22 protein-coding genes are annotated in these 25,569 nt (G+C 67.2%); 13 read left to right on the forward strand and 9 right to left on the reverse strand.

Annotation, left to right across the window (positions count from 1 at the left end):
- Positions 1–67: 67 nt before the first annotated feature.
- Positions 68–547, forward strand: a complete 480-nt coding sequence (locus tag AC5RVY_RS16020) for a DUF4395 domain-containing protein (RefSeq protein WP_493955695.1) — start codon at positions 68–70, stop codon at positions 545–547.
- Here the strand turns inward: AC5RVY_RS16020 and AC5RVY_RS16025 are convergent.
- Complete coding sequence (locus tag AC5RVY_RS16025; RefSeq protein ID WP_493955696.1) at positions 528–1,610, reverse strand: ADP-ribosylglycohydrolase family protein; 1,083 nt, start codon at positions 1,608–1,610, stop codon at positions 528–530. The two genes, AC5RVY_RS16020 and AC5RVY_RS16025, sit on opposite strands and share 20 nt — an antisense overlap.
- 189 nt (positions 1,611–1,799) lie before the next feature.
- Here AC5RVY_RS16025 and AC5RVY_RS16030 point away from each other — a divergent pair, with 189 nt between their 5' ends.
- From AC5RVY_RS16030 to AC5RVY_RS16045, 4 genes are all read left to right on the forward strand, one after another.
- Positions 1,800–2,753: an MIP/aquaporin family protein gene (locus tag AC5RVY_RS16030; protein ID WP_493955697.1), complete on the forward strand. Its 954-nt coding sequence runs from the start codon at positions 1,800–1,802 to the stop codon at positions 2,751–2,753.
- 67 nt (positions 2,754–2,820) lie between these two features.
- A complete protein-coding gene (locus tag AC5RVY_RS16035; RefSeq protein ID WP_493955698.1) occupies positions 2,821–3,984 on the forward strand; it encodes an exonuclease SbcCD subunit D in 1,164 nt (387 codons plus the stop codon).
- Complete coding sequence (locus AC5RVY_RS16040; RefSeq protein ID WP_493955699.1) at positions 3,981–7,082, forward strand: AAA family ATPase; 3,102 nt, start codon at positions 3,981–3,983, stop codon at positions 7,080–7,082. Before AC5RVY_RS16035 ends, AC5RVY_RS16040 begins: the two co-directional genes overlap by 4 nt.
- A gap of 121 nt (positions 7,083–7,203) precedes the next feature.
- Entirely contained in the window at positions 7,204–8,577 is a 1,374-nt protein-coding gene (locus AC5RVY_RS16045; protein ID WP_493955700.1) for an MFS transporter, read from the forward strand.
- A 16-nt stretch (positions 8,578–8,593) separates the two neighbouring features.
- Here AC5RVY_RS16045 and AC5RVY_RS16050 read toward each other — a convergent pair whose 3' ends face one another.
- On the reverse strand, positions 8,594–9,328 hold the full coding sequence (locus AC5RVY_RS16050) for an IclR family transcriptional regulator (RefSeq protein ID WP_493955701.1): 735 nt from the start codon (positions 9,326–9,328) through the stop codon (positions 8,594–8,596).
- A gap of 247 nt (positions 9,329–9,575) precedes the next feature.
- Here AC5RVY_RS16050 and AC5RVY_RS16055 point away from each other — a divergent pair, with 247 nt between their 5' ends.
- Positions 9,576–10,907 (forward strand): MFS transporter, encoded by a 1,332-nt coding sequence (locus AC5RVY_RS16055; protein ID WP_493955702.1) that lies wholly within the window; start codon positions 9,576–9,578, stop codon positions 10,905–10,907.
- Positions 10,908–11,091: 184 nt separating this feature from the next.
- On the opposite strand, the gene AC5RVY_RS16060 is transcribed toward AC5RVY_RS16055, so the two are convergent.
- From AC5RVY_RS16060 to AC5RVY_RS16070, 3 genes are all read right to left on the reverse strand, one after another.
- Positions 11,092–11,739 (reverse strand): phosphoribosyltransferase, encoded by a 648-nt coding sequence (locus AC5RVY_RS16060; RefSeq protein ID WP_493955703.1) that lies wholly within the window; start codon positions 11,737–11,739, stop codon positions 11,092–11,094.
- 108 nt (positions 11,740–11,847) lie between these two features.
- The gene (locus AC5RVY_RS16065; protein ID WP_493955704.1) at positions 11,848–12,675 is read right to left on the reverse strand and encodes an alpha/beta fold hydrolase; all 828 of its coding nucleotides are present in this window, start codon (positions 12,673–12,675) and stop codon (positions 11,848–11,850) included.
- Positions 12,676–12,856: 181 nt separating this feature from the next.
- Positions 12,857–14,236 carry an amino acid permease gene (locus tag AC5RVY_RS16070; RefSeq protein ID WP_493955705.1) on the reverse strand — a complete coding sequence of 460 codons (1,380 nt, stop codon included), beginning with the start codon at positions 14,234–14,236 and terminating at the stop codon, positions 12,857–12,859.
- A 283-nt stretch (positions 14,237–14,519) separates the two neighbouring features.
- On the opposite strand from AC5RVY_RS16070, the gene AC5RVY_RS16075 reads away from it, so the two are divergent.
- From AC5RVY_RS16075 to AC5RVY_RS16095, 5 genes are read left to right on the forward strand one after another with little or no spacing between them, the layout of a single operon-like run.
- Positions 14,520–15,230, forward strand: a complete 711-nt coding sequence (locus tag AC5RVY_RS16075) for an NUDIX hydrolase (protein WP_493955706.1) — start codon at positions 14,520–14,522, stop codon at positions 15,228–15,230.
- Positions 15,227–16,531: a quinolinate synthase NadA gene (nadA, locus tag AC5RVY_RS16080; RefSeq protein ID WP_493955707.1), complete on the forward strand. Its 1,305-nt coding sequence runs from the start codon at positions 15,227–15,229 to the stop codon at positions 16,529–16,531. Before AC5RVY_RS16075 ends, nadA begins: the two co-directional genes overlap by 4 nt.
- Positions 16,531–18,387, forward strand: coding sequence for an L-aspartate oxidase (gene nadB, locus AC5RVY_RS16085; RefSeq protein ID WP_493955708.1), 1,857 nt, complete (start codon positions 16,531–16,533; stop codon positions 18,385–18,387). The genes nadA and nadB overlap by 1 nt, the downstream gene beginning before the upstream one ends.
- Positions 18,380–19,300 (forward strand): carboxylating nicotinate-nucleotide diphosphorylase, encoded by a 921-nt coding sequence (gene nadC / locus AC5RVY_RS16090; protein WP_493955709.1) that lies wholly within the window; start codon positions 18,380–18,382, stop codon positions 19,298–19,300. The genes nadB and nadC overlap by 8 nt, the downstream gene beginning before the upstream one ends.
- Before the next feature lie 4 nt (positions 19,301–19,304).
- Positions 19,305–20,459 carry a cysteine desulfurase family protein gene (locus AC5RVY_RS16095; RefSeq protein ID WP_493955710.1) on the forward strand — a complete coding sequence of 385 codons (1,155 nt, stop codon included), beginning with the start codon at positions 19,305–19,307 and terminating at the stop codon, positions 20,457–20,459.
- Here AC5RVY_RS16095 and AC5RVY_RS16100 read toward each other — a convergent pair.
- A complete protein-coding gene (locus tag AC5RVY_RS16100) occupies positions 20,440–21,321 on the reverse strand; it encodes a fumarylacetoacetate hydrolase family protein (RefSeq protein ID WP_493955711.1) in 882 nt (293 codons plus the stop codon). The genes AC5RVY_RS16095 and AC5RVY_RS16100 overlap by 20 nt on opposite strands.
- A gap of 46 nt (positions 21,322–21,367) precedes the next feature.
- Positions 21,368–22,054, reverse strand: a complete 687-nt coding sequence (locus AC5RVY_RS16105) for a DUF1684 domain-containing protein (RefSeq protein WP_493955712.1) — start codon at positions 22,052–22,054, stop codon at positions 21,368–21,370.
- A 136-nt stretch (positions 22,055–22,190) separates the two neighbouring features.
- Between AC5RVY_RS16105 and AC5RVY_RS16110 the strand changes: the two genes are divergently transcribed.
- Positions 22,191–23,006 carry a hypothetical protein gene (locus AC5RVY_RS16110; protein WP_493955713.1) on the forward strand — a complete coding sequence of 272 codons (816 nt, stop codon included), beginning with the start codon at positions 22,191–22,193 and terminating at the stop codon, positions 23,004–23,006.
- Positions 23,007–23,080: 74 nt separating this feature from the next.
- Positions 23,081–23,887, forward strand: coding sequence for a transglutaminase-like domain-containing protein (locus AC5RVY_RS16115; RefSeq protein ID WP_493955714.1), 807 nt, complete (start codon positions 23,081–23,083; stop codon positions 23,885–23,887).
- Positions 23,888–23,897: 10 nt separating this feature from the next.
- Here the strand turns inward: AC5RVY_RS16115 and AC5RVY_RS16120 are convergent, their stop codons facing one another.
- Positions 23,898–24,368, reverse strand: a complete 471-nt coding sequence (locus AC5RVY_RS16120; protein WP_493955715.1) for a MarR family winged helix-turn-helix transcriptional regulator — start codon at positions 24,366–24,368, stop codon at positions 23,898–23,900.
- Complete coding sequence (locus tag AC5RVY_RS16125) at positions 24,369–25,517, reverse strand: LLM class flavin-dependent oxidoreductase (RefSeq protein ID WP_493955716.1); 1,149 nt, start codon at positions 25,515–25,517, stop codon at positions 24,369–24,371.
- Between the last annotated feature and the right edge of the window lie 52 nt (positions 25,518–25,569).

Genomic DNA, 25,569 nt, shown 5'->3' on the forward strand with positions numbered 1-25,569 from the left:
GCTGCGCACACAGTCACGCGGCGCAACAAACCTACCGCCCGGCGTCGGCCGCCCCTAGCCTTGCCTCATGCGCCAGGTGTTTGCCTTCCCCAACCCCGTGAACGAGTACGCCGCCCGCGTGACGGCCGCGCTGGTAGTTGTGCTGGGGCTCGCGACAGCAGCCGCAGGGTCAGGCTGGGGCCTCCTGGCAGTCGCTGCGGGGTTCTGGCTCCGTGTGCTGTTCGGACCACGGGTCTCGCCGCTGGCGCTGCTGTCCGTGAAAGTCATCACCCCGCGGCTGGGCCGGGTGAAACTGGTTCCCGGGCCGCCCAAGCGTTTCGCCCAGGGCATGGGGGCGGTGGTGTCGACTGCGGCCCTCGCCCTGTTCGCGGCAGGCGCTGCCCCGGCCGCCTGGGTGGTGCTGGGAATCCTGATCGTTGCGGCGTCCCTTGAAGCGTTCGCAGGCTTTTGCCTGGGCTGCGTGATCTTTGGATTCCTGCAGCGGCGCGGACTGATTCCGGAGGACGTCTGCGAGGCTTGCAACAACATCAGCCTTCGCCGGTTGTGACCTTCACCAGCAGGTCTGCCATGCCCCGGATAACGCCCGGTCCTTCCAGCGCCGCAAGCCATTCGGGAGGCAGGCAGGCCTCTCCGTAGAAGGCGCCGAGGATGTTTCCGGCGATCGAACCGGTGGAATCGCTGTCGCCGCTGTGGTTGACCGCCAGGGCTACGGCAGCGCGGAAGTGCTGCGCGGGTTCTGCGGGGACAGCGTCCGGAAGGGTGGCCAGTACGGCGTAAAGCGCGACGGCGAGGGCTTCTTCGGCGACCCAGCCCTCGCCAAGTGCATCGACCATTTCCTCGGACGTCACCGTGCCCTTGCCCGCCAGCCGGAGGGCAGCCTCCAGCCGTTCCGGCAGCTCCGGGGCTACGCCGGCGAGGCCTGCGGTATGGGCCAGCGCTTCGGCTGCCGCTTCGCGGAGCCCGTCGCCGGACACCAGGCGGTGGATGAGGAGACTGAAAGTGCCCGCGCTCTGCCGGGCGGACGGGTGGCCGTGGGTGAGCGACGCGGCGTCGGAACTGAGCTTGTAGACGGCGTCCGGGGTGATGTGCGGGATAAGCCCGAACGGAGCTGACCGCATCACGGTCCCGCAGCCCTTCGAATCAGGATTCACAGGCCGGGCGGAGGTGCCCATTTCGCCCGTGGCGAGCCCGGAGAGGCAGGCTTTGCCCGGATGCCGGCGCTGGTGGAGCACAGGCTGGGCATCAATCCAGCGCGGCTGGGGGACAGGGGCCGACGGCGGTGCTGTTTCGCCCTGCGTGGCGAACCAGCGCAGGTACGCGAGCCACAGGCAGGCATTAACGTCCGCGCCGACGCCCGAGTTGGCCCACTCCAGCGCCTCCACCAGGCCGTCCACCGTGTAGAGGGTCATCTGGGTGTCATCGGAGAAGTGGCCCCGCCCGGTGAGGGCATGGAATCCGGTAAGGCCGGCAGCACCGAAGCGGCCGCGGATATGTTCGATTGAATCGAACTCCACCGCGTACCCCAGGGCATCACCCAGCGCCCCGCCCAGCAGGCAGCCATGGATACGGGACTTGAGGGAGGGGGAGGAGGGGTCCGGGGCAATACTCATGGATGCAAATTTACCGTGGCCGCGGCGGCCTGCTGACGCCCGGGCGGGAGCACTTGCCCCGGCGGCGGGCTGTCGATGGCTTACCACTGTCCTTTGTATTGCTTCTCCAGCGAACGCACAGGCTGCACTGGAATAATGTGGGGTTGCCTGATGGCAACTCCCGCGTCCCACTACCCAAAGGCCACCACTATGAGCACGCCCGTCCCGGCCCGTCACGATGCAGTTCAGCCATCCGGCCCTGTTGCAGGTCCGCTGCGGCTGATGCCACGCCTGGTGGCCGAGGCGTTCGGCACTTTCTTCCTGACCCTTGCCGGGCTCGGCGTCCCGCTGTTCAGCATCCCTCAATCCAGCCCGCTCCCTGCCGCCCTTGCTGCCGGGCTGGCAGTGACCGCGGCCATGCTTGCTTTCGGGCACGTTTCGGGCGGCCACTTCAACCCGGCCATCACCGCCGGACACCTGGTGGCCGGCCGGATCCGGGTGGGGGCGGCCGGGGCTTATGCCCTGGCCCAGCTGGCCGGGGGATTGGTGGCTGCCCTCGCTCTGTATGGAATCCTGAGCACTTTGCCCGGGATCGCGGACAGCCGGACTGCCTTCGACACCGTCACCGCCGGCTTCGGCGAACACTCCATCATCCAAGCGCCGCTGGCGGCCGTGCTGCTGCTGGAGATCATCGGAGCCGCAATCATCACTGCCGTCTTCCTTGGGACAGCCCGCCCGGAGAACAATTGGCGTTGCGCTGCGCCTGTTGCTGTCGGACTGTCCTTCGCTGTTCTCCTCCAGCTGGGACTGTCTGTGGGCAACCTGCCCTTCAACCCTGCCAGGGCCATTGCCTCCGCGGTATTCAGCTCGGGCTGGGCTGTTGGGCAGCTTTGGGTTTTTGTGGCGGCTCCCTTGGTGGGCGCGGTGGTCGCCGGGCTGGCGTTCCGGAGCTTCGGGGCCGGCCCGGATGTGGAGGATGACCGTGGTGGCACAGCCGACGAAGCTGCGGTGGCTGTGCCGACTGATCTGCCGCTGGCGGACGATGACGCTGCAGCAAACAATGACTCTGCAGCAAACAACGACGCTGCAGCAAAACCGGGCACAAGCGGCACAACAACCGACGCGGACGAAGCCCAGGAGTTCTTCGAGGGCAAGCGCAGCTGACCCGTGCAGGGTGGCGGCAGCTGCGGCGGTTTCCGGAACTGTCAGTGGCAGCCGATAGCGTAGAAACATGAGGTTACTTCACACATCGGACTGGCATTTGGGCCGGTCCTTCCACGGGGTCGGGATGCTGGATGCGCAGCGGGCCTTTGTCGACCAGTTGGTGGACGCCGTCGCCCGGCACACCGTGGATGTGGTGCTCATCGCGGGCGACGTTTACGATCGCGCGCTCCCGGGGGTGGATGTGGTCCATCTCCTGGACGATGCCCTGGTCCGGCTGACGTCCGCGGGCGCGCAGGTGGTGCTGACCAGCGGCAACCATGACTCCGCCATCCGGCTGGGCTTCGCCTCGCGCCTTCTGGAGCGCGGCGGGGTCCACCTGCGGACCAGGCTGGACAGCCTGGACCAGCCCGTGCTGCTTCCTGCCGGTGACGCGGCAGTTGTGGCCATTTACGGCATTCCCTGGCTGGAGCCGCGTCTTGTGGCCGAACAGTTGGGTGTCCAGACTGCCAGCCACTTCGAGGTAACCCGGGCTGCAACGGACTTGATCCGGCAGGACATTGAACGGCGATCAGCTTCTGCCACAGTAAATTCTGTGGTGTTGGCGCACACCTTCGCCAGTGGCGGGATCAGCTCGGACAGCGAACGCGACCTCAGCATTGGTGGTGTGGGGGCAGTTCCGCTGGACCTCTTCGAGGGCTTTAGCTACACAGCACTCGGCCACCTGCACGGGCGGCAGTCCCTCTCACCCCACGTCCGGTACTCCGGATCACCGCTGGCATACTCCTTCTCCGAAGCGACGCACCAAAAGGGCGCGTGGCTCGTCGACATCGGGGCCGGGGGCGTGGCGGGGGTCCAGGAACTCCTCTGGGACGCCCCGCGCTCCTTGGCGGTGCTCCGCGGCCCCTTGACCGAACTGCTCGAGTCGCCCGAATATTCGTGGGCCGAAACCGCCTACTGCCAGGTCACCCTGACTGACGCCCAGCGTCCCGCCCGGGCCATGGACCGGCTGCGTGCACGTTTCCCGGACACCCTGGTCCTGGGCTTCGATCCCCAGGGAGGCGCTGCCGGCACCTCCTCCACGTACAGCAGCAGGCTCGCTGAAGCACCGGATGACCTCGCCGTGTGCTGCGGCTTCCTTGAGCATGTCCGCGGCCGCGTCCCGGATGAGGCCGAAAAGGCCGCGCTCGCCGGCGCGTTGGAAAACATCCGGCTGCAGGAGGCCTCGCTGTGAGGATCCACCGCCTCCGCATCTCCGGCTTTGGTCCCTTTGCCGGTACAGAGGAAATCGACTTTGACGCGCTGAGCGCGCATGGCCTGTTCCTGCTCAACGGGCCCACCGGCGCGGGGAAAACCAGCGTGCTCGACGCCATCTGCTTTGCCCTGTACGGTTCAGTGCCGGGAGCACGCCAGGACGGAAAACGGCTCCGCAGCGACCACGCTGAGCCAAGCCAGGAACCGGCGGTGAGTTGCGAATTCTCTGCCCAGGGCCGGCGCTTTGAGGTCACCCGGTCGCCCGCCTGGGACAAACCCAGCGCCAGGGGAAAAAACGGCTTCACCACCCAGCAGGCCAAGACCCTCCTGCGAGAACGCGTGGACGGAACGTGGGTGGAGAAGTCCGCGCGCAATGACGAGGCGGGGGCAGAAATACTCGCCCTGCTGGGAATGGACCGCGAGCAATTCACCCGGGTGGTGATGCTGCCCCAGGGTGATTTCGCCGCCTTCCTGCGCTCTAAGGCCACGGACCGGCTGGAGCTACTCCAGAAGCTTTTCGGCACCGAGCGGTTTGAGGCCGTGGAGCAGGAACTCAGCCGGCAGGCACAGGCAGCAAAGGAGGAGGTGGCCGTCCTCAGCGGCCAACTGGAACTCCTGGCTGCGCGGGCGGAGTCGGAAGCGGCCACCTTGCAGCTGGGCGAGGTCGTTGGGCCACCTGAGGATGTTTCGCCGGCGAAAAACCCGGCGGACGCCAGGGCCGCGCGGCTTGAGTGGCTGAAGGAGGCTGCGGCGGAACGGAAGCGCGAACTTTCGGAGCTGGCGCTGGCTGCGGAAGCGGCCAGCCAGGAACGGATACGTGCCGTCGAAGCAGAGACCGCACTCCGTGACCGCCACCGCAGGCTGGAGGAAGCAACAGCCAGGCAGGCAGCCGTGCAGGAAGCCCTTCCTCAGCTGGAGAACCTTCGCCTTCGCCTTGGCCGGCACCGCCAGGCGGAAGTTCTTGCCGGGCAACTGCGCAACGTTGACACGGGGGCCGCGAAAGTCCGGCGGGCCGCTGATGCCATGGAATCGGCCTTTACCCTGCTTCGCCTGGCCGCCGACGAAGACCCGGAGCTCGCCCTGCTGGAACTGGGGTTCGCGCACCATGCTTCGCTGGAGGCTGAAGGGCCCGCGTTGGTTCCCGACGCCACGGATGAACTGAACAGGCTCCGGTCCCTCCTGGCTGTTGTGGAGGCGAGGCTTCCGGACGAAGACCGCCTGAAGGTGATCCGGTCAAAGCACCGGCAACTAACGGCAAAGCAGCAGGAACTCAGCGCCTCCAACACCGCCCTGGAGCGCCGTGTGGAGGAACTTCTCGACGAGCGGATCCGGCTCACTTCCGGTTTGGAGGCACTTGAAGGTCGGGCAGGCGCCGCTGCCCTGCGCGGGAAGGAAGCAACCGCCGCGGCGGAACTCCTGGACGTAGTCCGCCGCTACGGCGCGGCCGTAGCAGCGCAGGATGCGGCCAAGCTGGACCACGACCGGTCACGCGAACACCAGCTGGAGACCAAACAGCGCTGGCTCGATGTGCGGGAGCAGCGGCTCGCCAATGCGGCTGCTGAACTGGCAGCCAAGCTGGTGGAAGGGGAAGAATGCCCGGTGTGCGGCAGTGCGCAGCATCCCGCCCCCGCCATTGGTGACGCCGGCGGTCCCGGACTTGAACAGGTCGAGGAAGCAGCCCACCAGCGGTATGAAGCCGCGGACGCCGAATTCGCACGCATCAGCCAGCGGCTGGCCGAGGCAAGCCAACTGGTGGCGGTCCTGGCCGGCCAAGGCGGCGGGACGCCGCTGGAGGAGGCGGTAACCGCGGCTGAGGAAGCACGGCTGGCCGCGGCCAACGCCGAACAGGCCGTGACGGAGCTGGCTGCAGCACGGTCGCGGCTTGAAGCCCTCGAAGCGGACATCGCCGCCGCCCACGCGGCTCGCGCCAGCGCTGAGGCAGAGTTTTCGGCCGCTGTGTCCTCCCTTGCCGGCCTGGCTGAAGAGTCATCGTCGCTTGACCAAGCACTGGCGGGGCTGCGGGCAGGGCACCGGAACCTTTCCGAACGGTTGCGCGCTTTGGAAAGCGCGGTGGCAATGCTGGACAAAGCCGTCGCGGCGCAGGACGGGCTTGTTACGGCAAGGGCCCAGGCCGCCGAAGCCCGGGAACAACTGGAGCTGGCGTTGCCGGAAGCCGGGTTTGCTTCCGCGGAGGAAGCCCGCGCGCATTTGCTGTCAAGCCAGGACGCCGCTGCCCTGGAAACGGAAATACGCTCCGGCCAGGACGAGGCCGCCCGGGTTGCCGAACTCTTCGCCTCGGACGAGGTTGTGCTCGCCCTCGAGGAATCGGCCGCCGGGATCGAGATGGACTACCAGCGGCTCGCGGCCCTGCAGGCCGATGCCGCCGCTGCCCTGCAGGAGGCACGCGAGGCTGATGTTGCCGTGGGCCTGGCAGCACGTTGCCTTGAGTCGTTGGATGCCATCGCCGCCAGTTATCAACAACTTGCCGGCTCGTCCCGCGGCCCTGCCGAGCACGCCCGGATGCTCTCCGCGCTGGCGGACGCGGCAGCCGGCCGGGGAGAGAACACGTACCGGATGAGCCTGAACAGCTATGTCCTGGCCGCGCGGCTGGAGCAGGTGGCGCTGGCCGCCTCGGAACGGCTGGTGGCCATGAGCGACGGCCGCTATCTCCTGCAGCACACTGATGCGAAAGCAGCACGCGGTGCCAAGTCAGGGCTTGGCCTGGAGGTGGTGGATCAATGGACCGGACACCGCCGCGACACCTCCACGCTCTCCGGCGGCGAATCCTTTATGGCCTCGCTGTCCCTCGCCCTGGGACTGGCCGACGTTGTCCAGCAGGAGTCCGGCGGAGTGGAGATCGAAACGCTCTTTGTTGATGAGGGGTTCGGCAGCCTTGACGAGCAGTCCCTTGAGCAGGTGATGGACGCCCTCGAAGGCCTTCGCGACGGCGGCCGGGTAGTGGGATTGGTGAGCCACGTAGCGGAGATGAAGCAGCGGATCGGGATGCAGCTCCAGGTTCTGAAGGGACGCAACGGTTCCACGCTGCGGATATCCGACGCCCTGGAGGGCCCGGTCTGACCGGCCGGGAAGGATCGGATCAAGGGACCGGCGGCTCCCCGGAACAGCGGATATACTTGGACAGTTACCGGGTTCGGCGCATCGGGAGGAGGGACGATGCGCATGATTGAACGAGCCCGGATTGAAACCATCGACCTCCCTTTCTCCTGACCAGCCTTCGTCTTCGCCGGATGCTTCCGCACCCGCCGCACGGGATTCACCCTTCAAGACAGACAGCCCTTCCCGCAGCCGCGACGGGGTTTCCGGCGGCCGGTTCGCCAGGCTTCCGCAACTCGCCGGACGAAGTTTCATTCCCCTGGGCCTCTTCGCCCGCCTGCCCCTGGCCATGCTCACGGTGGGAACCCTGACACTGGTCACCTCGAACAGCGGCTCCTACGCGCTTGGCGGCACGGCTGCCGGCGCGGTAGGTCTCGGTTCTGCCCTGGGCGCCCCGGTCCTGGGAACCCTGGCGGACCGGCGCGGCCAGCGTCCTGTTTTGCTCTTCGCAGCAGCCCTTAACACAGCGGCCGTGGTGGCGTTGATCCTTGCCGCCGCTGTCATGGGGACGGCCGGAAGTTTTGCTGCCGGCGTGCTGGCCGCCGCGTTCCTCTCCGGGGCAAGTTGCCCCCAGGTGGGCCCGCTGGCGCGGGTGCGGTGGATGGCACTGACGTCCCGGGGGAGCGCGCCGGACAACAAGCGCGACCTGGACACCGCGCTGTCCTACGAGAGCACTGCCGATGAAATCACCTTCGTCCTGGGCCCGGCCCTCGTAGGAGTCCTGGCCAGCCTTCTGGCACCCTGGCTGCCGCTTGCGTTGGCTGCAGCCATGACAGTCACCCTGGTGCCGGCCTTCGCAGCTCACCGCACCCACCGGGCTGTCAAGGCAACTCGGCGCCCGGCGGTGCCGGCAGGGCAAGGTGAGGCTGTGCCGGCTGGACAGCAAGCGGCCCGGCGCAGGTTGCCCGCTGCCGTTGCCGTTCCGGTGGCTGCAATGGTGTGCATGGGCACGTTCTTCGGCTCCGCGCAGGCGGCGTTGAGCTCCTTTTCGGCCCACTACGCGAGTTCCGAAATCGCCGGACTGCTGTACGCCGTCATGGGACTCAGCTCTGCGGCGGCGGCGCTCTCGGTGGCCTACTGGCCGCAACGTTTCAGCCTGTCCTGGCGTTGGGTGGCGTCTGCTGCTCTGATGGCGGCGCTGGCCGTGCTCCTCCTGGTGCCCGCGTCGCTGGGGTCAATGGTGGCGGTGCTGCTGATCCTTGGGATCCCGGTGGGACCGGTAATGGTTACTGTCTTTGCCGTGGGCGGGGTGGTGGCTCCGGCCGGACGGCTGGGAACCGTGATGACTGCGCTGGCCAGTGGAATCGTGGCCGGAACGGCGATCGGCTCGGCAGTCGGCGGCCGGCTTGCCCAGGACCATGGTTACGGCGCGGCATTCCTCGTTCCTGCCTGCGCGGCAGCCGCGCTGGCAATGCTCGGCGCCGCGGCCGCCGTCGTACTTCAACGCCGTCGCGCATAAAGCCAGCTGGCCGTGCTCAAGCCAGTTGGCGTTCAATTCTGGCCGCACTTTCCACCAGCGCTGCGCCCACTGCTGAGGGCTGGTGGGCTGAGCGGATATATACGACGGCTAGCGCGGCCGGACGGCCTCCCGGAACCCGGACCGGTGCCGCCAGTGAGGAAACGCCGGCAATGACTTCGTCGTGGCTGGCGGAGTATCCGGCTCGGCGGGCCTCGGCGGCTTCCGGGCGGTAGGGGATGCCTGTGGCGAGGCGGTCCCACTCGGCCTCGGTAAGGGCGGACTGAATGGCGATGCCGGGTGCCCCGGCATTGATGGGGTGCCGCGTGCCGGGATGCTGGGCGACGGTGGCGCTGGAGTGCCGCGGCTCCACGGTGACGAGGGTGATGCAGTCGTGGTGGTCCCAGAGCGCCACGAACGCCGTCATATCCCACGTGTTGGCCAGGTGCGTGAGCTCAGGGAGGGCGGCGCTCTGAAGGTTCCTCGAAACGCCGCGGGCCAGGACGGCCAGGCCCGGACCCGGCTGGACGCGCCCTGCGTCGTCGCGCACCAGGAGCGAGTGGTCCTCCAGCGTGCGAAGGATCCGGTAGGCCACCGAACGATGGACGCCCATGGCATCGGCAAGTTCGGCAATGGTCAGCGGGCCGGGCGCGGCAGCAAGGATTTCCAAAGCGCGGATGCCCCGCGAAAGCGTCTGGGAAGGCGAAGCCTGTGCCTGCGCGGCTCCGGCCGGGGCTGCAGCGGGGGAAGTCATGCTGTCCATCCTAGGTCCGCCCGTCCGGATAGCGAAGCGTCAGTTCAAATACAGAACCACGATCGAGGGCTGCTGCCGCGCTCCTATGCGCCTGCCAAGTCCCGGCAAAAGCCCTGCGACAAGCAAATTCCCGCCAGGCGTGTCCTGTCTCACATTTTCGTAGTACCCTACTAACTAACTGACCGTTCTGTCGGTAATCCTGAAGGCGTCCCTGGCAGCGTCGCTGCCAATAAACAATGGAGTTTCAATGACCACACCTTCCAAGGTGGATACACTCTCCGGTCCCAGCACGCGGCGGGAGGAGCGCAAAGTCCTGGCCGGCACCCTGGTCGGCACCACCATCGAATGGTATGACTTCTTCATCTTTGCCCAGCTGACGGCAACGCTGCTGTCGCCCCTGTTCCTGGCGCCGCTGAACCAGTCGAACCCCGGCCTGGCCCAGATCCTCTCCTTCGCCCTGATCGGCATCAGCTTCCTGTTCCGGCCGCTCGGCGCCGTCGTCGCCGGCCACCTCGGGGACCGGCTAGGCCGCAAGGCAATGCTCGTCTTCACGCTGGTGATGATGGGTGCCGCCACCGCCCTCATCGGCATGCTCCCCACCTACGCCCAGATCGGCGCCTGGGCGCCTGTCCTGCTGATCCTCCTCCGGGTCATCCAGGGCTTCTCGGCCGGCGGTGAGTGGGGCGGCGCTGCACTGATGGCCGTGGAACACGCGCCCCTGAACAAGCGCGGGCTCTTCGGCGCCTACCCGCAGATTGGTGTGCCGGTGGGCATGATCCTGGCCACCGGCCTGCTCTTCTTCCTCAACAGCGGCATGTCCAAGGAAGACTTCGCCGCCTGGGGCTGGCGGATGCCCTTCCTGCTCTCCATCGTCCTCATCGTGGTGGGGTACCTGATCCGGCGCGCCGTGGCCGAAAGCCCTGTGTTCCAGGAGATGGCGGCCCGGAAAGAGGAGAGCAAAGCGCCCCTGGGCGAACTGGTCCGCAGCCATAAGAAGCCGGTCCTGTACTCGACCATGATCTTCATCGGCAACAATGCTGCCGGGTACCTGCTGATCGCTTTCTTCATCGCCTACGCCACCCGTACGCTGCAGATGCCGACGCCGCAGGTACTCCTCGCCACCACGCTGGCCTCCTTTGGTTGGCTGATCTTCACGCTGGCGGGTGGCTGGCTGTCGGACCGCATCGGCCGGGTCAAGACCTTCCTCACCGGCTACGCAATTGTCTTCGCCTGGATGATTCCGATGTTTGCCCTGATCGACACCAGGAACATCTGGCTCTACGGTATGGCCCTGTTCGTCCTGACCATCGGCCTTGGACTGTCGTACGGCCCGATGTCCGCCATGTACGCCGAGATGTTCCCGGCCAATGTCAGGTACTCCGGCATTTCCATCGGCTATGCCTTCGGCGCCATTCTCGGAGGTGCTTTCGCCGCAACCATCGCCGAAACGCTGCTGCAGACCACCAAGTGGGCCGGGGCCATCGGCATCTACATCATGGTGCTGTGCGTCATCTCGGCCATCGGCGTGCTGCTGGCCAAGGAAACCAAGGGCCGGCCGCTGGGCGTCAGCCACCACTGATCCCCACCGTCCCCCTAGCCTCGCTCCGCTTCGGCCAGGGAACCCTGACGGCGTGGGCCCACCACCGTCCCCCTAGCCTCGCTCCGCTTCGGCCAGGGAACCCTGACGGCGTGGGCCCACCACCGTTCCCCTAACGACGGCGGCCCGGACCTCATTGGTCCGGGCCCGCCGCCTTTAAGAACGGCTACTGCTTCAGGAAGCTGATGGCGTCGTCATCGCTCAGCTGTTCGAAGTGCCGGTAGAAACTGCCCACCGCACGGAATTTGCCCGGCAGGTGCAGGCACAGCAGCGCGTCGCACACCCGCTCCACCGATGCCTCCGCTTCGATGGAACCGACGGGCGCGGCCGCCACCACCGTCTCTGCGCCGCCCTCGCGGACTGCTTCCACGGCGGCCCTCATGGTGGCACCGGTAGCCAGTCCGTCATCGATCAGCACCACGGTCTTGCCTGAAATGTCCTGGTCGGTTCCGGGGTAGAGATCCACGCGGCGCAGCAGTTCCGCGCGTTCGCGATGCTCCACGGCATCCAGGTGCTCCTGCCTCACGCCATGTTCCCGGACCCGGTCCAGCAATGGTTTGTTGATCAGGCGGACGGTACGCCCGCGCGCCCAGGCCAAGGCCCCATACGCTGTTTCCTCATGGCCGGGAATCCCGAGCTTGCGTACCAGGACAACACCGAGCGGAAGATACAGGGCTTTGGCAGCTGCCGCCGCCACGGGGATCCCACCGCGGGCAAGGCCCAGGACAATGGTTCCGGGCCGCTCCCGGAACTGCGTCAGGACTGCAGCCAGCCGCTCGCCGGCCTCGGTGCGGTCTTCGAAACGCATATCCATGTGGCCCTCCCGGCTGTTCCAGCCCCCGCTTTCAGCCTACCGCCGGGGAGCGGGAGGCAGGAGAGGGGAAGCCAGGCGGGCCGGAATAAATTCCGGCCAGACCAGAGGTCAGGCGGCGAGGAACGAGATGGCTGCCTGCTTGAAGGCACGGCTGGTGACCGCATTCGTGTGGTTCCGGCCCGGCAGCGTCAGCTGTTCGGCCGTGGCTCCGGCACCCTTGGCCAGCTCCGCCAGTTGCGGAAGACTGCCGGCACGCTCGTCCTGGTCACCGGCCACCAGCAGCATCGGCACGTGCGGGACCGCTTCGGCGGGGTCGTAGGGTTCGGCCTTGATGGCTTCCACCAGGGACAACAGGGCAAAGATGTTGTTGCTGGGCAGCAGCAGCGCCATCTTGAGCAGGCTGGCCGTTGACCCATCGGCGATGGGAGTGCCGTCGGCCAGGTAGTCCTGTGCTGCGACCAGGTCGAACTCCGCCAGCGGGTCCGCCATGTTCGGCCCGCCCAGGACAATCCGGTGCACCATCTCGGGCTGGGTGGCGGCGAACTCCCAGGCGAGCCGGGAACCCAGGGAATAGCCCACAATATCCAGCCCGCTGGCAGGATCACCGGCCTGCAAAGGCCGCACGCCGGCGTCGAACGCCACCTGCAGCAGGTCCGCGCGGATCCTGCTGGGGGAGTAGGAGTCACGGTCCTCCGGGGCGCCGCTTCGGCCATGCCCGGGAAGGTCCACCATAATGACGCGGCGGCCGGCCTCAAGCAGCGCAGCGAGCCAGCCGGTGTCCTCCCAGTTGAGCTTGCTGGACGAGGAGAAGCCGTGCAGCAGCAGGACCGGCCGGAGGCCGGCGTCCACCGCCGGATCGTGCACCGCCACATACAGCTGGGGGTCGGTGCCCTCCACAGTGTGCGAATGCTGCTCGCCGGTGTGCCTGCCGCTCATGGTGTCAGTCCTCATCAACTACGGCGCCCAGGCGGACCTGGCGCGCGTCGAACCTCGTGCTTCGGGAATTACTCTACCTGCCGGCAGGCTGGCGGCTTCCGCAGGGGATTTTCCGCTGCCCCACCCCAACTGTGCCACGCTAAGTGCCGTTTCAAACGGTCAAAACGGCACGTCGCGCTCCCTACGTGGGCTGCCGGGTCCTGCTGCTGAGCCTGGCGCCTACAGCACAGGCAAGGGCGATTCCCGCGATCAGGCCAAAGGTGCTGAACAACTGGACGCGACTGCCCTCGGCACTGAATCCGACGGCGAAGATCAAGCCCAGCAGGCCGAGCCCCACGTAGGTCAGGGCAGGGAAGGCCTTCATCCTGAGTGGCAGGTCAGTACCGTCCCGGTCCGCCCGGCGGCGCAGGATCAGTTGCGAGACCAGTGCGCTGCCCCACACCACCAGGCAGGTGGATCCCACCAGCTGGAACAGGGCGGGAAGGATGCGCTCCGGGAACAGCAGTTCCAGGACAGTGGCCACAAAACCGAAGGCGACGGATACCGCGACGGCCAGCATCGGGACGCTCGCGCCGCCCAGGCGGGTCAGGAACTTCGGGGCCTCGCCGCGCTCGGCGAGGGAATAGGCCATCCGCGAGGCTCCGTAGAGGTTGGCGTTCAGTGCGGAGAGAAGGGCGACGACGGCCACCAGGGTGATTGCCGTGGCGGCACCGGGGATGCGGGCAGCGTCCAGGACTCCGGCGAAGGGTGAGGCCAGGCTTTCCGAGGTGGCCGGCAGGACTGCGGCGATCACCAGCACAGATCCGATGTAGAAAACCAGGATGCGCCACACCACCGTCCGGATGGCCGTGCCCACGCTGCGTTCCGGGTCTTCGGTCTCAGCCGCTGCCACAGACACAATCTCAGTGCCGCCGAAGGCGAAGATGACCACAAAAAGGGCCGCCGCGATCCCGCCCAGTCCTGCAGGGGCGAAATCCGATGTCAGGTTTCCAAGCCTGGGAGATGGCACTTCGGGCAGCAGGCCCAGGAGGAGGGCGGCACCGATCGCCAGGAAGAGCACGATGGCCGCCACTTTGAGGATGGCGAACCAGAATTCGAACTCGCCGAAGTTCCGGACCCCTGCCAGGTTGATGGCGGTGAACACCACCATAAAGATCAGCGCGAGCGCCCACACGGGGACCACCGGCCACACGGTAAAGAGGAGCCCGGCCGCGCCGAGGGCCTCAGCGGCAATCACCACCACCAGCTGCAGCCACCACAGCCAGCCAATGGTGGCCCCGGCCGTCCTTCCGAGCGCGCGTTCGGCGTAGACGGAGAAGGCGCCGCTGTCCGGGTTGGCGGCAGCCATTTCGCCCAGCGCCCACATCACCAGGATAATCAGCGTGCCTGCCACCAGGTAGGAGACGAGCACGGCCGGGCCGGCCGCCTGCACTCCAGCCCCGGAGCCCAAAAAGAGGCCTGCGCCGATCGCGCTGCCCAGGCCCATCATGGTGAGCTGGCGGGGCTTCATGCTGTGGCCCAGGTGGCTTTCCGGGCGCGCTTCGATGGACTTCGTTGTCATGGGCTGATGAACCTTCTTGGGGTTTGAACGGGGTCTCCTCGTGGGACCTCTCGAATTTACCGTCTTCGGGCCACCCGGCCTGCATCGAGGGCTGCCGGGCACCCGCTTCAAGCTCCCGGCTTTCTGCTTGCGAGAGGAGGACGGTCCGCGATAGCGCCGGGAGGCCGGCAGCAGAAACATTTGGCAATCGTGACCTCCTTGCCCGTACAATCAGTTATAGTCAATTTGACCCTAACTAGGCGGGGCTTCGGCAGAAGCCCGGCAGGCCCGAAGGCGGTGGGAAATGTACTCGAGTTCAGCAAACGTCTCCGAGCGCCAGGCTGCGCCGCCGTCGCTCGCCATCTCCACCGTCATCTTCGCCCTCCGGCCCAGTGAGAGTTCCGGGCGGCCCACGCTCTGGCTGCCGCTGGTCCGCCGGATCCGGGAACCGTTCAAAGGACTGTGGGCGCTGCCGGGAGGCCCCCTCAGCCACTCGGAATCCCTGCAGGACGCGGCATCGCGGAACCTGCGCGAGACCACCGGACTGGCCCCCAGCTACCTTGAGCAGCTGTACGCCTTCGGCGGCCTCCACCGCTCACCCACCCAGCGGGTGGTCTCCATCGTCTACTGGGCCCTGGTCCAGCCAACGGAAGCCGCCCTGGCCGATGAGTCCGAGAACGTCAGGTGGTTCCGGGCGGACCGGCTCGGCGAACTGGCCTTTGACCACAACGCGATTGTGGACTACGCGCTGTGGCGGCTGCGGAACAAGCTTGCCTACGGATCCGTGGCCTACCACCTGCTGGGGGAGTACTTCACCCTGGCCCAGGTCCGGGAAGTCTATGAGGCTGTGCTGGACCGCCAACTGGACCCGGCGAACTTCCGGCGCCAGCTCAAATCCACGCCGGAGATTGAGGACACCGGCGAATATCTCCAGGGCGGAAAACACCGCCCGCCCCGCCTCTACCGCTTTACCGGCCGGCCCGGCCTTGACCCAGACAACAGGAGCACACTATGAGCAGCGTCAACACAGCAATCCAGCTGATCACGCGCGAGCAGGCCGAGAACGGCACCGCGGCGAAGGGCAGCACCTGCAGCCCCGCCCTGGCCAAGGGCCCGTGGGACTACGACCTTGCCGAGGCGCTCGCCGGTGTTCCCGCCTACGGACCCGGTGCCTCCAGCGCGGACGTGGCTCCCGCGGCAACCCCGCGCCAAGGGCAGCTGCCCGAGGAATACAAGCGTGCCGGCGACGCCGAGCTGGGTGAAAGGATCCTCGCCGCCAAGGCCGCGCTGGGAGACCGGGCCGTCATCCTGGGGCACTTCTACCAGCGCGATGAAGTCATCCAGTACGCGGACTTCGTGGGCGACTCCTTCCAGCTTGCCAACGCCGCGCTCACCCGCCCGGACGCAGAGGCCATCGTGTTCTGCGGTGTCCACTTCATGGCCGAAACCGCTGACATCCTCTCTGCCCCCGAACAGGCCGTCATCCTGCCCAACCTGGCGGCAGGCTGCTCCATGGCTGACATGGCCGACGCCGACTCCGTCGCCGAATGTTGGGAACAGCTGGAGGAAATCTTCGGCACAGAGCCCGACGCCGAAGGCCGGGTTCCCGTAATCCCCGTCACCTACATGAATTCCTCCGCTGCCCTGAAGGCATTTTGCGGCGAGCACGGCGGCATCGTCTGCACCTCCTCCAATGCCAAGACAGTCCTCGAGTGGGCCTTCCAGCGCGGCCAGCGGGTGCTGTTCTTCCCGGACCAGCACCTGGGCCGCAACACCGCCAAAGCACTGGGCGTGCCCCTGGAGCAGATGCCCATGTGGAACCCCCGCAAGGACCTGGGCGGAAACGACGAACAGGCCCTCCTGGATTCCCGGGTCATCCTGTGGCACGGCTTCTGCTCCGTGCACAAGCGTTTCACCGTGGCACAGATCGACAAGGCCAGGGCCGACTTCCCCGGCGTCCAGGTGATCGTCCACCCCGAGTGCCCCATGGAAGTGGTGGACGCTGCCGACTCGGCCGGCTCCACCGACTTCATCAAGAAAGCCATCGCGGCAGCCACCGAGCCCACCACGTTCGCCATCGGCACCGAAATCAACATGGTGAACCGGCTCGCAGCCGAATACCCGCAGCACAACATTTTCTGCCTCGACCCCGTGATTTGCCCGTGCTCCACCATGTACCGGATCCACCCCGGCTACCTGGCCTGGGTCCTTGAGGAACTGGTGGCCGGCCGGATCGTCAACCGCATCACGGTGGCCGATTCCGTGCAGGAAAACGCCCGCACCGCGCTTGAGCGCATGCTCGCCGCCAGGCCGTAATGTCCAGGCAGCCGAACACGCCGCCACGCAGAGGCGGTGAAACGCGAAAGGACCGACGCCTGATAATTGTGGGCAGCGGTATAGCCGGACTGTACGCCGCGCTGCTGGCGGCCGACTCCGGCGCCGACGTGGTGCTGCTGAGCAAAGGCCGGCTTCGCGAAAGCAACACCTGGTACGCCCAAGGCGGAATCTCTGCAGTGCTGGACGAGCCCGCTCCCGGGGACACCGTCGCAGCACACATCGCCGATACCCTGCAGGCCGGCGCAGGGCACTGCAACGAAGCAGCGGTGCGGCTGATGTGCACCGAGGCGCGCCGGGACATCGCCGGGCTGCAGCGGTTCGGTGTGCACTTTGATCCAGGTGCCGGCGACGGTCCGGCGCTGGGGCTGGAAGCGGCACACTCGGCCCCCCGCATCCTGCATGCCGGCGGCGACGCCACGGGCGCAAAGGTCGCCGCTGCACTGATCGATGCCGTGCTGGCCCGGCAGGCAGCCGGAACCGTGACGATCCGTACCGGCGCCCACGCCACGGCGCTCCGCCAACGGGACGGCCGCGTCAACGGCGTTGAGTTCGGCCAGGACGGCCGGACGTTCACACTGCACGCGGATGCAGTCCTGCTGGCTACCGGCGGGGCGGGGCAACTTTTTGCCCAGACCACCAATCCCGGCGTGGCCACCGCCGACGGACTCGCCCTCGCTGTACGTACGGGAGCGGCCGTGGCCGACCTGGAGTTCTTCCAGTTCCACCCCACCTGCCTGGTGCCCGGGGCCAACACCGCCAGCCCGGGCACAGCCCGCGGGCTGGACCAGGATCCTCTGCTCATCTCCGAAGCCGTCCGCGGCGAAGGGGCCATCCTCGTTGACGGCAACGGCAAGCGGTTCATGCGTGCCTACCACCCGGACGCCGAACTCGCCCCGCGCGACGTCGTCTCCCGCAGCATCGCCCTGCACCTGGCCAAACTCGGCGACCCCAACGGCCACGTCTACCTCGACGCGCGCGTCATCGAACAGGTCAAGGGCCCGGGCTTCCTGGCGAAGCGCTTCCCCACCCTCACGCAAAGGACGCTCGACGCCGGCATCGACTGGACCACGGAACTGGTCCCGGTTGCCCCGGCAGCCCACTACTGGATGGGCGGCGTAGCCACCGACCTCCACGGCCGGACCACAGTTCCCGGGCTGTACGCCGCTGGGGAGGTTGCATGCACCGGTGTCCAAGGTGCGAACAGACTGGCCAGCAACTCCCTCCTTGAGGGACTCGTCTTCGGCCGCCGCGCTGTTGAAGATTTCCTGGCAGGTGACGACGGCGGTGCGTGGGTGGCGCCTGACGGCGCTCCTCCGCGTACTGTCTCGGCCGCTGCCGGCCTCCCCTTGACGTACGCTTCCGGAGCCCCGTCAGTCACCGAGGGGCCCCACAGGTTGGGTGCCGGGTCAGGAAATCAAGCAGAAGGCGGGGCGGCCGGATCTGGTGACTTGGCTGGGAGCGCGCTGGCCGACTTCGGCGGTGAAGGGGATCGGGATCTCGACACTCCTTTCTCGCGGGAGGCGCTTCGCCGGTTGATGACTGCTCAGGCTGGGGTGCTCCGCTCTGGGGAACTTTTGGCTCAGGCGGGGGACACGCTTGGGCGGTGGGCCGCCGTCGTTTGTCCTGGCACTGGTGCCGCTGGTACGGACGCCCGCCTGCATGAGGACCGGAACCTCCTGCTGGCTGCACAGCTGCTCGTGGCGTCGGCCCAAAACCGCACCGAATCCCTAGGCGCCCACTACCGCAGTGATGATCCGGGCGATGCTGCCGGCATCGCTGCCGACTTTGAAGAATCTTCCCGACCCCGCCCGAAAGCGAGTTTGCTCCATGACTGACACCACCTCCTTGACAGCGCCGGTACGGGCCGGTAGCCGCAGGCTGGACCTGACGCTGCCGTCGGCTCCGGTGCGGGACATCCTGGAGCGGGCCTTCGCCGAGGATGCTCCTGCCGGGGACATCACCTCCCAGCTGCTGATCCCCGCCGACGCGCGCGCCACGGCGGTGCTGAACGCCCGGGTGCCCGGAGTCTTCAGCGGTGCCACGGTGTTCCGCGACGCCATGCTGCTGGTGGACCCGGAAACCAACGTCGAGCTGCTGCTCGCCGATGGGGACACGTTCGACGCCGGCACGCACCTCGCGCGGGTCAGCGGACGGGCCCGGTCCGTCCTCCTCGCAGAACGGGTGGCCCTGAACCTCGTGCAGCGGATGTCCGCCATCGCCACCAAAACCGCAGAGTTCGTCCGGCTGGCCGAAGGTACGTCCGCCCGGATCACGGACACCCGCAAAACAACCCCCGGGCTCCGCGTCCTGGAGCGGTTCGCCGTGCGCTGCGGCGGCGGCGCCAACCACCGGTACAGCCTCTCCGACGCCGTACTGGCCAAGGACAACCACCTCGCCGTGATGACCGGGGGAGACCCCGCCCGGCTGACAGGCCTGCTGCGAGCGGCCAAGGCCCAGCTGGGGCACACCACGCACTTCGAGGTGGAGGTGGACCGGATGGACCAGATCGAACCCGTGCTCGCGGCCGGCGTGGACACCATCATGCTGGACAACTTCACCCTGGAGGAGCTGAGGGCCGGGGTGGCACTCGTTGGCGGACGCGCACGTGTTGAGGCGAGCGGGAACGTGAACCCCGGCACGGTGGCAGCGATTGCCGCCACCGGAGTGGACGTCATCTCCGTTGGCGCACTGACCCACACCGTGGCCGCCCTGGACCTCGGGCTGGACGTTGAACTGACCGTCGGGTGAATTCATGATCTTCCTTGATGCCGCCGCCACTACACCAGTACGCCGTGAAGTGCTGGACGCCATGTGGCCCTACCTCACCGGAGAGTTCGGGAACCCCTCCAGCCACCACAGCCTGGGCGAGGCTGCTGCCACCGCGCTCGCCGGTGCACGCCGGTTGGTTGCAGCCGTGCTGGGCTGCCGGCCAGGCGAGGTAACCTTCACCGCGGGCGGCACCGAGGCAGACAACCTGGCGCTCAAGGGCATCGCGCTGGCCCGGCAGGCTGCCGACCCGCAGCTCACCCGGGTGGTGATCAGCGCCGTCGAACATCCCGCAGTCGAGGAATCGGCCCGGTACCTGGAACGCTTCCACGGCTTCACGGTGGACGTGGTACCTGTTGACGGGACGGGGCTCGTGACGCCGGAAGCGTTTCAGGCAGCGCTTCGGCCGGAGACTGCGGTTGCCAGCGTGATGTACGCCAACAACGAGGTGGGGACTGTCCAGCCCCTTGCCGAACTGGCTGCCCTGGCGCACGGACTGGGCATCCCCTTCCACACCGATGCCGTGCAGGCGGCCGGGTGGCTGCCGCTGGACATCAAGGCGCTGGGGGTGGATGCGATGAGCATTTCCGGTCACAAGCTGGGGGCGCCCAAGGGGTGCGGCGTTCTCTTCGTGCGGGGACGCACCAAACTGGAGCCGCTGATCCACGGCGGCGGGCAGGAACGGGGGCGCCGCTCAGGAACGGAGAACGTGGCCGGTGCCGTTGGCCTGGCCACCGCCCTGACGCTGGCCCAGGCCGGGCAGGAGGAACAACGACGACGGGTCACGGCACTGCGCGCGGCGTTCATTAGCGCTGTGCTCAGCGCTGTTCCCGGTGCAATACTGACCGGGCATCCCACGCGGCGGCTGCCCTCCGTCGCGTCCTTCTGCTTTCCTGGAACCAGCGGCGAATCGGTGCTCCTCGAACTGGAACGCCAAGGCGTCGTGTGCTCCAGCGGTTCGGCCTGCGCGGCGGGTTCGGACGCGCCCTCGCCGGTGCTCACAGCACTGGGAATTGCGCCCGAGGTGGCCCAGACGGCCGTCCGCTTCAGCTTCGATGCAGCCGTGACGGAAGCGGAGCTGGCAGCGGCGGCCGCAGCGGTGGAATCCTCGGTGGGACGGGTCAGGGCTCTCGGAGCGTAGGGGCACCTACCCCAGCCCCGCCAGCAGGCGGCGGCCAGGGCGAGGCTTCGACCGGGTTCGCGAGCTCGCCAATGCCCTGGACGCGGCACACCACAGTGTCGCCGGGGGACAGGGGCGCGCATTCTGCCGGGAATCCCGTCAGCACCAGATCACCCGGGTACAGGGTCATAAAGGATGTCAGGTACACGAGGATCTCATCAACCTTCCAGCCCAGATCGGCAGTGCTGGCGGCCCTGAGCGGAGCGTTGTTGAGGACCACGTCGATGGCCAGGCCGGACTCGTCCAAGCCCGTGACAATCCAGGGTCCTGCCGGCGTGAACGTGTCCTGGCTTTTGGCGCTGATCCACAGTTCGTCGCTTTTCTGCAGGTCGCGGCAGGTGACATCATTGCCGATGGTGAATCCCAAGACAGCGCTGCGGGCGTCCGCCGCGGAGAGTGCACGGGCCTTGGTGCCGATCACGATGGCCAGCTCCGCTTCCGGGTCCACCCGCCGCATCCCGGGTGCAAGCTCTATCGCATCACCGGGCCCGATGACGCTGGTGGCCGCCTTGTGGAAAGCCTGCGGAGGCAGGTCACGGCCGGGATGGCCGGTGTTGTGCGCCATCCCCAGCACATTGGCCGGCACGCTCGGTGCGAGGAAAGCAAAGGCTTCCTCGCGCACGCGGTCCCCGGGCTGCCACCCCTCCCGGGGCGGGCTGGAGGCGTTGGCGGGGGAGCCCCAAAAGGGGCTGCCGATCACGGTCCATGTCCTGCCTTCAGCGCTGCTGAAGTCGGCCGCGTCGCTGCCAACAAAGAACTGTTCCGTTGGATGGGCCCGGGACAGCGGGCGGACGCGGGCAATGCGGCGGGGAAAAGCAGTCATAGCGGAATCCTACGGGGCCCCTGGCGGCAGGCCGGCCGCGGTTCCGTCAGTAGAGCTCGCCCACCGGAATCTCCACCGCCAAACGGTTGGACGGGCCCGGAAGCGGGCAGGCCCAGGCCTCGTTGTAGGCGCAGGAGGGGTTGTAGGCAAAGTTGAAGTCCAGCACAAAGGCGGCATCCGGACCGGTCCCGTCCACGCCATGGAACGCGCCTTTGATGGTGTCCAGCAGATATCGCCCTGCGCCGTAAGTGCCGCCGGGCTGGCCGGCGGTGGCATCGCGGAACGGGACAAAAATGCCTCCGCCGTAGCCGTGCAGCTTCCATACCGCGAGCTGGCCCATTTCGGGCAGGTCGAAGGTACCCAGCCGGACAAACCGGACCACGCCGTCAGTGCCGGTCTCCACGGTCATCTCACGGCCGGCACCCTCCTGGGTCAGCGGCACGTGGAAACGGTAGATGGGATCGTAATCCGCGGTTTTGAGCCCTGAGAACCGCGCCTTGTCCTGCGCGGTGAGGGCCGAGGCAGGGTGCGTGGCGAACATCAGGTCGCGCTGGTGGCGCCAATAGGAGTGGGCCTCTGCCGGGTTCTCGAGCGCCAACTTCCGGACGTTGGCATACAGGGCGAAGGTCCGCAGCCGCCAGTCGGCAATGTCCACGGCGGAGATGTTCGCCAGGTTGTCGTCGGCTCCGCCAAGGGTTTCTTCGGCTCTGCCGTGCTGCTGATCTTGCGCCATAGCCACCAGCCTAGTCCCCGTGCGGTACCGGACCTGCCCGACGGCGACACGGACTGGGTGCCTTCCCTTGCGGGAGGAAAGGAAACGCCCTCCGGCGCGGACCCGGCTGCTGCGCCGGTCCGGTTAGGCTGGCTGCATGAGAGGCAAGGCGACCACTGTGCTGTCCGGTGTATCACTGTTGGTGGCCGGCGCCCTCCTTGCCGGCTGCTCCGCCGCAGGGCCGGGCCAGCCGGGCTGGACGGCGCAGCCGGATCCCTCCGGCAGTTCAGGCTCAGGCGCCAGCGCGCCCGCATCCCCGGACGCCTCCCCCTCAACGACGCCGTCCGATAGTGCCAGTCCCGGCGCCGCGTCATCCGGCCCGCCGGAGGCAGTGGCCACAGCGGCCGCGTGGAAGACTTTTGCGGATCCGGGTAAAACCGTCAGCTTCGACCTGCCGGAGGACTGGATCGCGCAGTCCGTCACGCCGGAGGAGGGCACCCTGCCCGGCGCACTGAAGGTCGAAGTGAAGAAGCCCGACGGCACTTTTATGGCCGCGCTGCGGACCGGACTGCCGCCGTCGTCCGCGGAATGCCCGGAAACGTCCAGGCGGGCTTACACGGTGGTCAGCAGTGTGCCGGTGGAAGTGGCCGCCGCAGGCGAGGGGACCATACCGCCCAGGGTGGTGTTCCGCGTGATCCAGGGATACAAATACTTCGGTTCCTACGGCATCACCAATGTGGTGGGAGGCACGGATGGCCAGGCCTGCGAGCTCCGCAACATCCTGCGCGGGCCCGCCGGAAAAGGCGACTTTTCCTTTGGGGATGTCGTCTCCCTGAGGGCCTTCGCCCCCGACGAAAAAGTGGCTCCCGCGAAGGCCTTCGACACCCTGGACCAGGCCGCCCGGTACGTCAATGAGGGCACTGAATTTGCCAACGTCCAGCGGATGCTAATGTCGCTGAAGATCAAAAACTAGGCAGTCCCGTTCCCGGCCCAGATGCTGTGGCGACCGCGGCTGTCCTTCCACCGCCCGCAACCCCCGAAAGAGCCATGGAACGCAGGATTTCCGCACGACTGGTCTTCAAGACCACAGCCAACACCAAGGTCGCCATGGCCATCGCCGTTGCGAGGAACAGGGGCTATTCCTCGTTTGAGGAGTCGCTGTCCGTCACGGCCGGAGGCGGCCAGGTTCCGTTGACCGAAGTGGCGGACCACCATGGCGGCCGGTTCCACTACATGGAGTTCACCGAACCGGCGGAGGTGACAGTGGAATACGCCGCTACGGTGGCCGGGAAAGCCGAGCCGGAGGAAGCGGAGCTCGCTGACCGGATCCGCTACGTCCGGCCCAGCCGCTACGCCGAATCCGACCGCCTGCTGCCCACCGCCTACGCCGAATTCGAGGGAATCCAGGGCGGCGGGCTGCTGCACGCCGTCAGGAACTGGGTGCACGGTGAGCTGCGCTACCTGAGCGGATCGTCCCGGGGCACGGACGGAGCCGTCGAGACGCTCCTGAGCCGGCGCGGGGTGTGCCGGGACTTCGCGCACCTGGCCATCGCACTCCTGCGCTCCAAGGACATTCCCGCACGGCTCGCCGCCGTCTACGCCCCCGGTCTGGCGCCGATGGATTTCCACGCCGTGGCCGAAGCCTACGTGGAAGGTGCCTGGCACATCATCGATCCCACGGGGCTGGCCCCGCGGGAATCGATGCTGCGCATTACCGCCGGCCGGGACTCGGCGGATACGGCCTTCCTCTCCACTGTGGGCGGCAGCCTTGTCCTCAACCAGCTCGAGGTCACGGCGGTGGTCAACGGGGCACTGCCCGTGGAAGATCCTGCCCGTCTTATGGAGTTGGGCTGACGGTCGCCGGTTAGCGGAGCGTGCGGGGACCCAGCGAATTCCGCAGTTTCTCCGTAAGCCGCCGCAGTTCCTTCTGCTCTTCCGGCGTCAGGGCCGGACCCATCAGGGTGGAGATGTCCCGGACGTGTTCGCGGCCTATCTCCTTCTGCAGCTCCCGGCCCGCGTCGGTAAGCTTCAGCAGGACTCCCCGGCCGTCCTCCGGCGCCGGCATCCTGGCCACCAGCCCCCGCTTCTCCAGCCGCTCCACGAGCCGGCTGAGGCTGGACTGGGACAGGAGGACGTTGTCGTTGAGCTCGTTCAGCCGCAGCCATCCGGTGGGACAGCGTGACAGGGTGAACAGGACGTCATACTCGTTCACCGCAAGCTTCCGGAAGGCTGGACCGGCCTGAAGCTTGCGCATCACCGCCACCTGCGCCCGGAAGAGGGACTCCCAGGTTTCCGCCGCGAGACGCACCGGCGATTCGGTCTTATTCACAGCCAATCATGCCTCCACAGCAGACTTTTCCGCGTCCTGGGCGTCCGGGCTCTTCGCATCCTGGCCCTGCTCATCCTGGGAAGCCAGCGCTGCGGCAACCCGGTTGGCGTGGGTGGGCGGTTCGGGGACGTGGGCCGGCTTGAGGGCTGCGTACTCCTTGCGCAGGACGGGGAGGACTTCCTCGCCGAACAGGTCCAGCTGCTCCAGGACGGTCTTCAGCGGAAGGCCTGCGTGGTCGATCAGGAACAGCTGCCGCTGGTAGTCGCCGAAGTACTCCCGGAAGGTCAGGGTTTTCTCGATGACTTCCTGCGGGCTGCCGACCGTCAGGGGCGTCTGGGAGGTGAAGTCCTCCAAAGACGGACCGTGTCCGTAAACCGGAGCGTTGTCGAAGTACGGGCGGAACTCCTTGACGGCGTCCTGGGAGTTCTTGCGCATAAAGAATTGGCCGCCCAGGCCCACGATCGCCTGGTCTGCCTTGCCGTGGCCGTAGTGTTCGTAGCGTTCACGGTAAAGGCCGATCAGCTGCTGGTAGTGCTCTTTGGGCCAGAAAATGTTGTTTGCGAAGAAGCCGTCGCCGTAGTACGCGGCCACTTCGGCAATCTGCGGCGTGCGGATGGAGCCGTGCCACACAAAGGGGGCCACGCCGTCGAGCGGACGCGGGGTGGAGGTGAAGTTCTGCAGCGGGGTGCGGAACTTGCCGGACCAGTTGACGGTGTCCTCGTCCCACAGCTTGCGCAGCAGGCTGTAGTTCTCGATGGCGAGCTCTACGCCGTCCTGGATGTTCTTGCCGAACCACGGGTAGACCGGCGCGGTGTTCCCGCGGCCCAGCACCAGGTCAACGCGGCCATCGGCAAGGTGCTGGAGCATGGCGAAATCCTCGGCAATTTTGACCGGATCATTCGTGGTGATCAGCGTGGTGGCCGTGGAGAGGATGATCCGCTCGGTCTGCGCTGCGATGTAGGCGAGGGTGGTGGTGGGGGAGGAGGAGAAGAAGGGCCGGTTGTGGTGCTCGCCGATGGCGTAGACGTCCATGCCGATTTCTTCGACCTTCTTCGCGATGGCGACGGAGGCCTTGATGCGTTCGTTCTCCGTGGGAGTCCGGCCGGTGGTGGGGTCCGTGGTGATGTCGCTGACGCTGAAAACACCGATCTGCATGATGTGCCTTTCCGTTGCTTGGACTTGCTGGCCTTGGTTCCAGTATAGGCCA

This window comes from Arthrobacter sp. Ha26, from assembly GCF_059091705.1.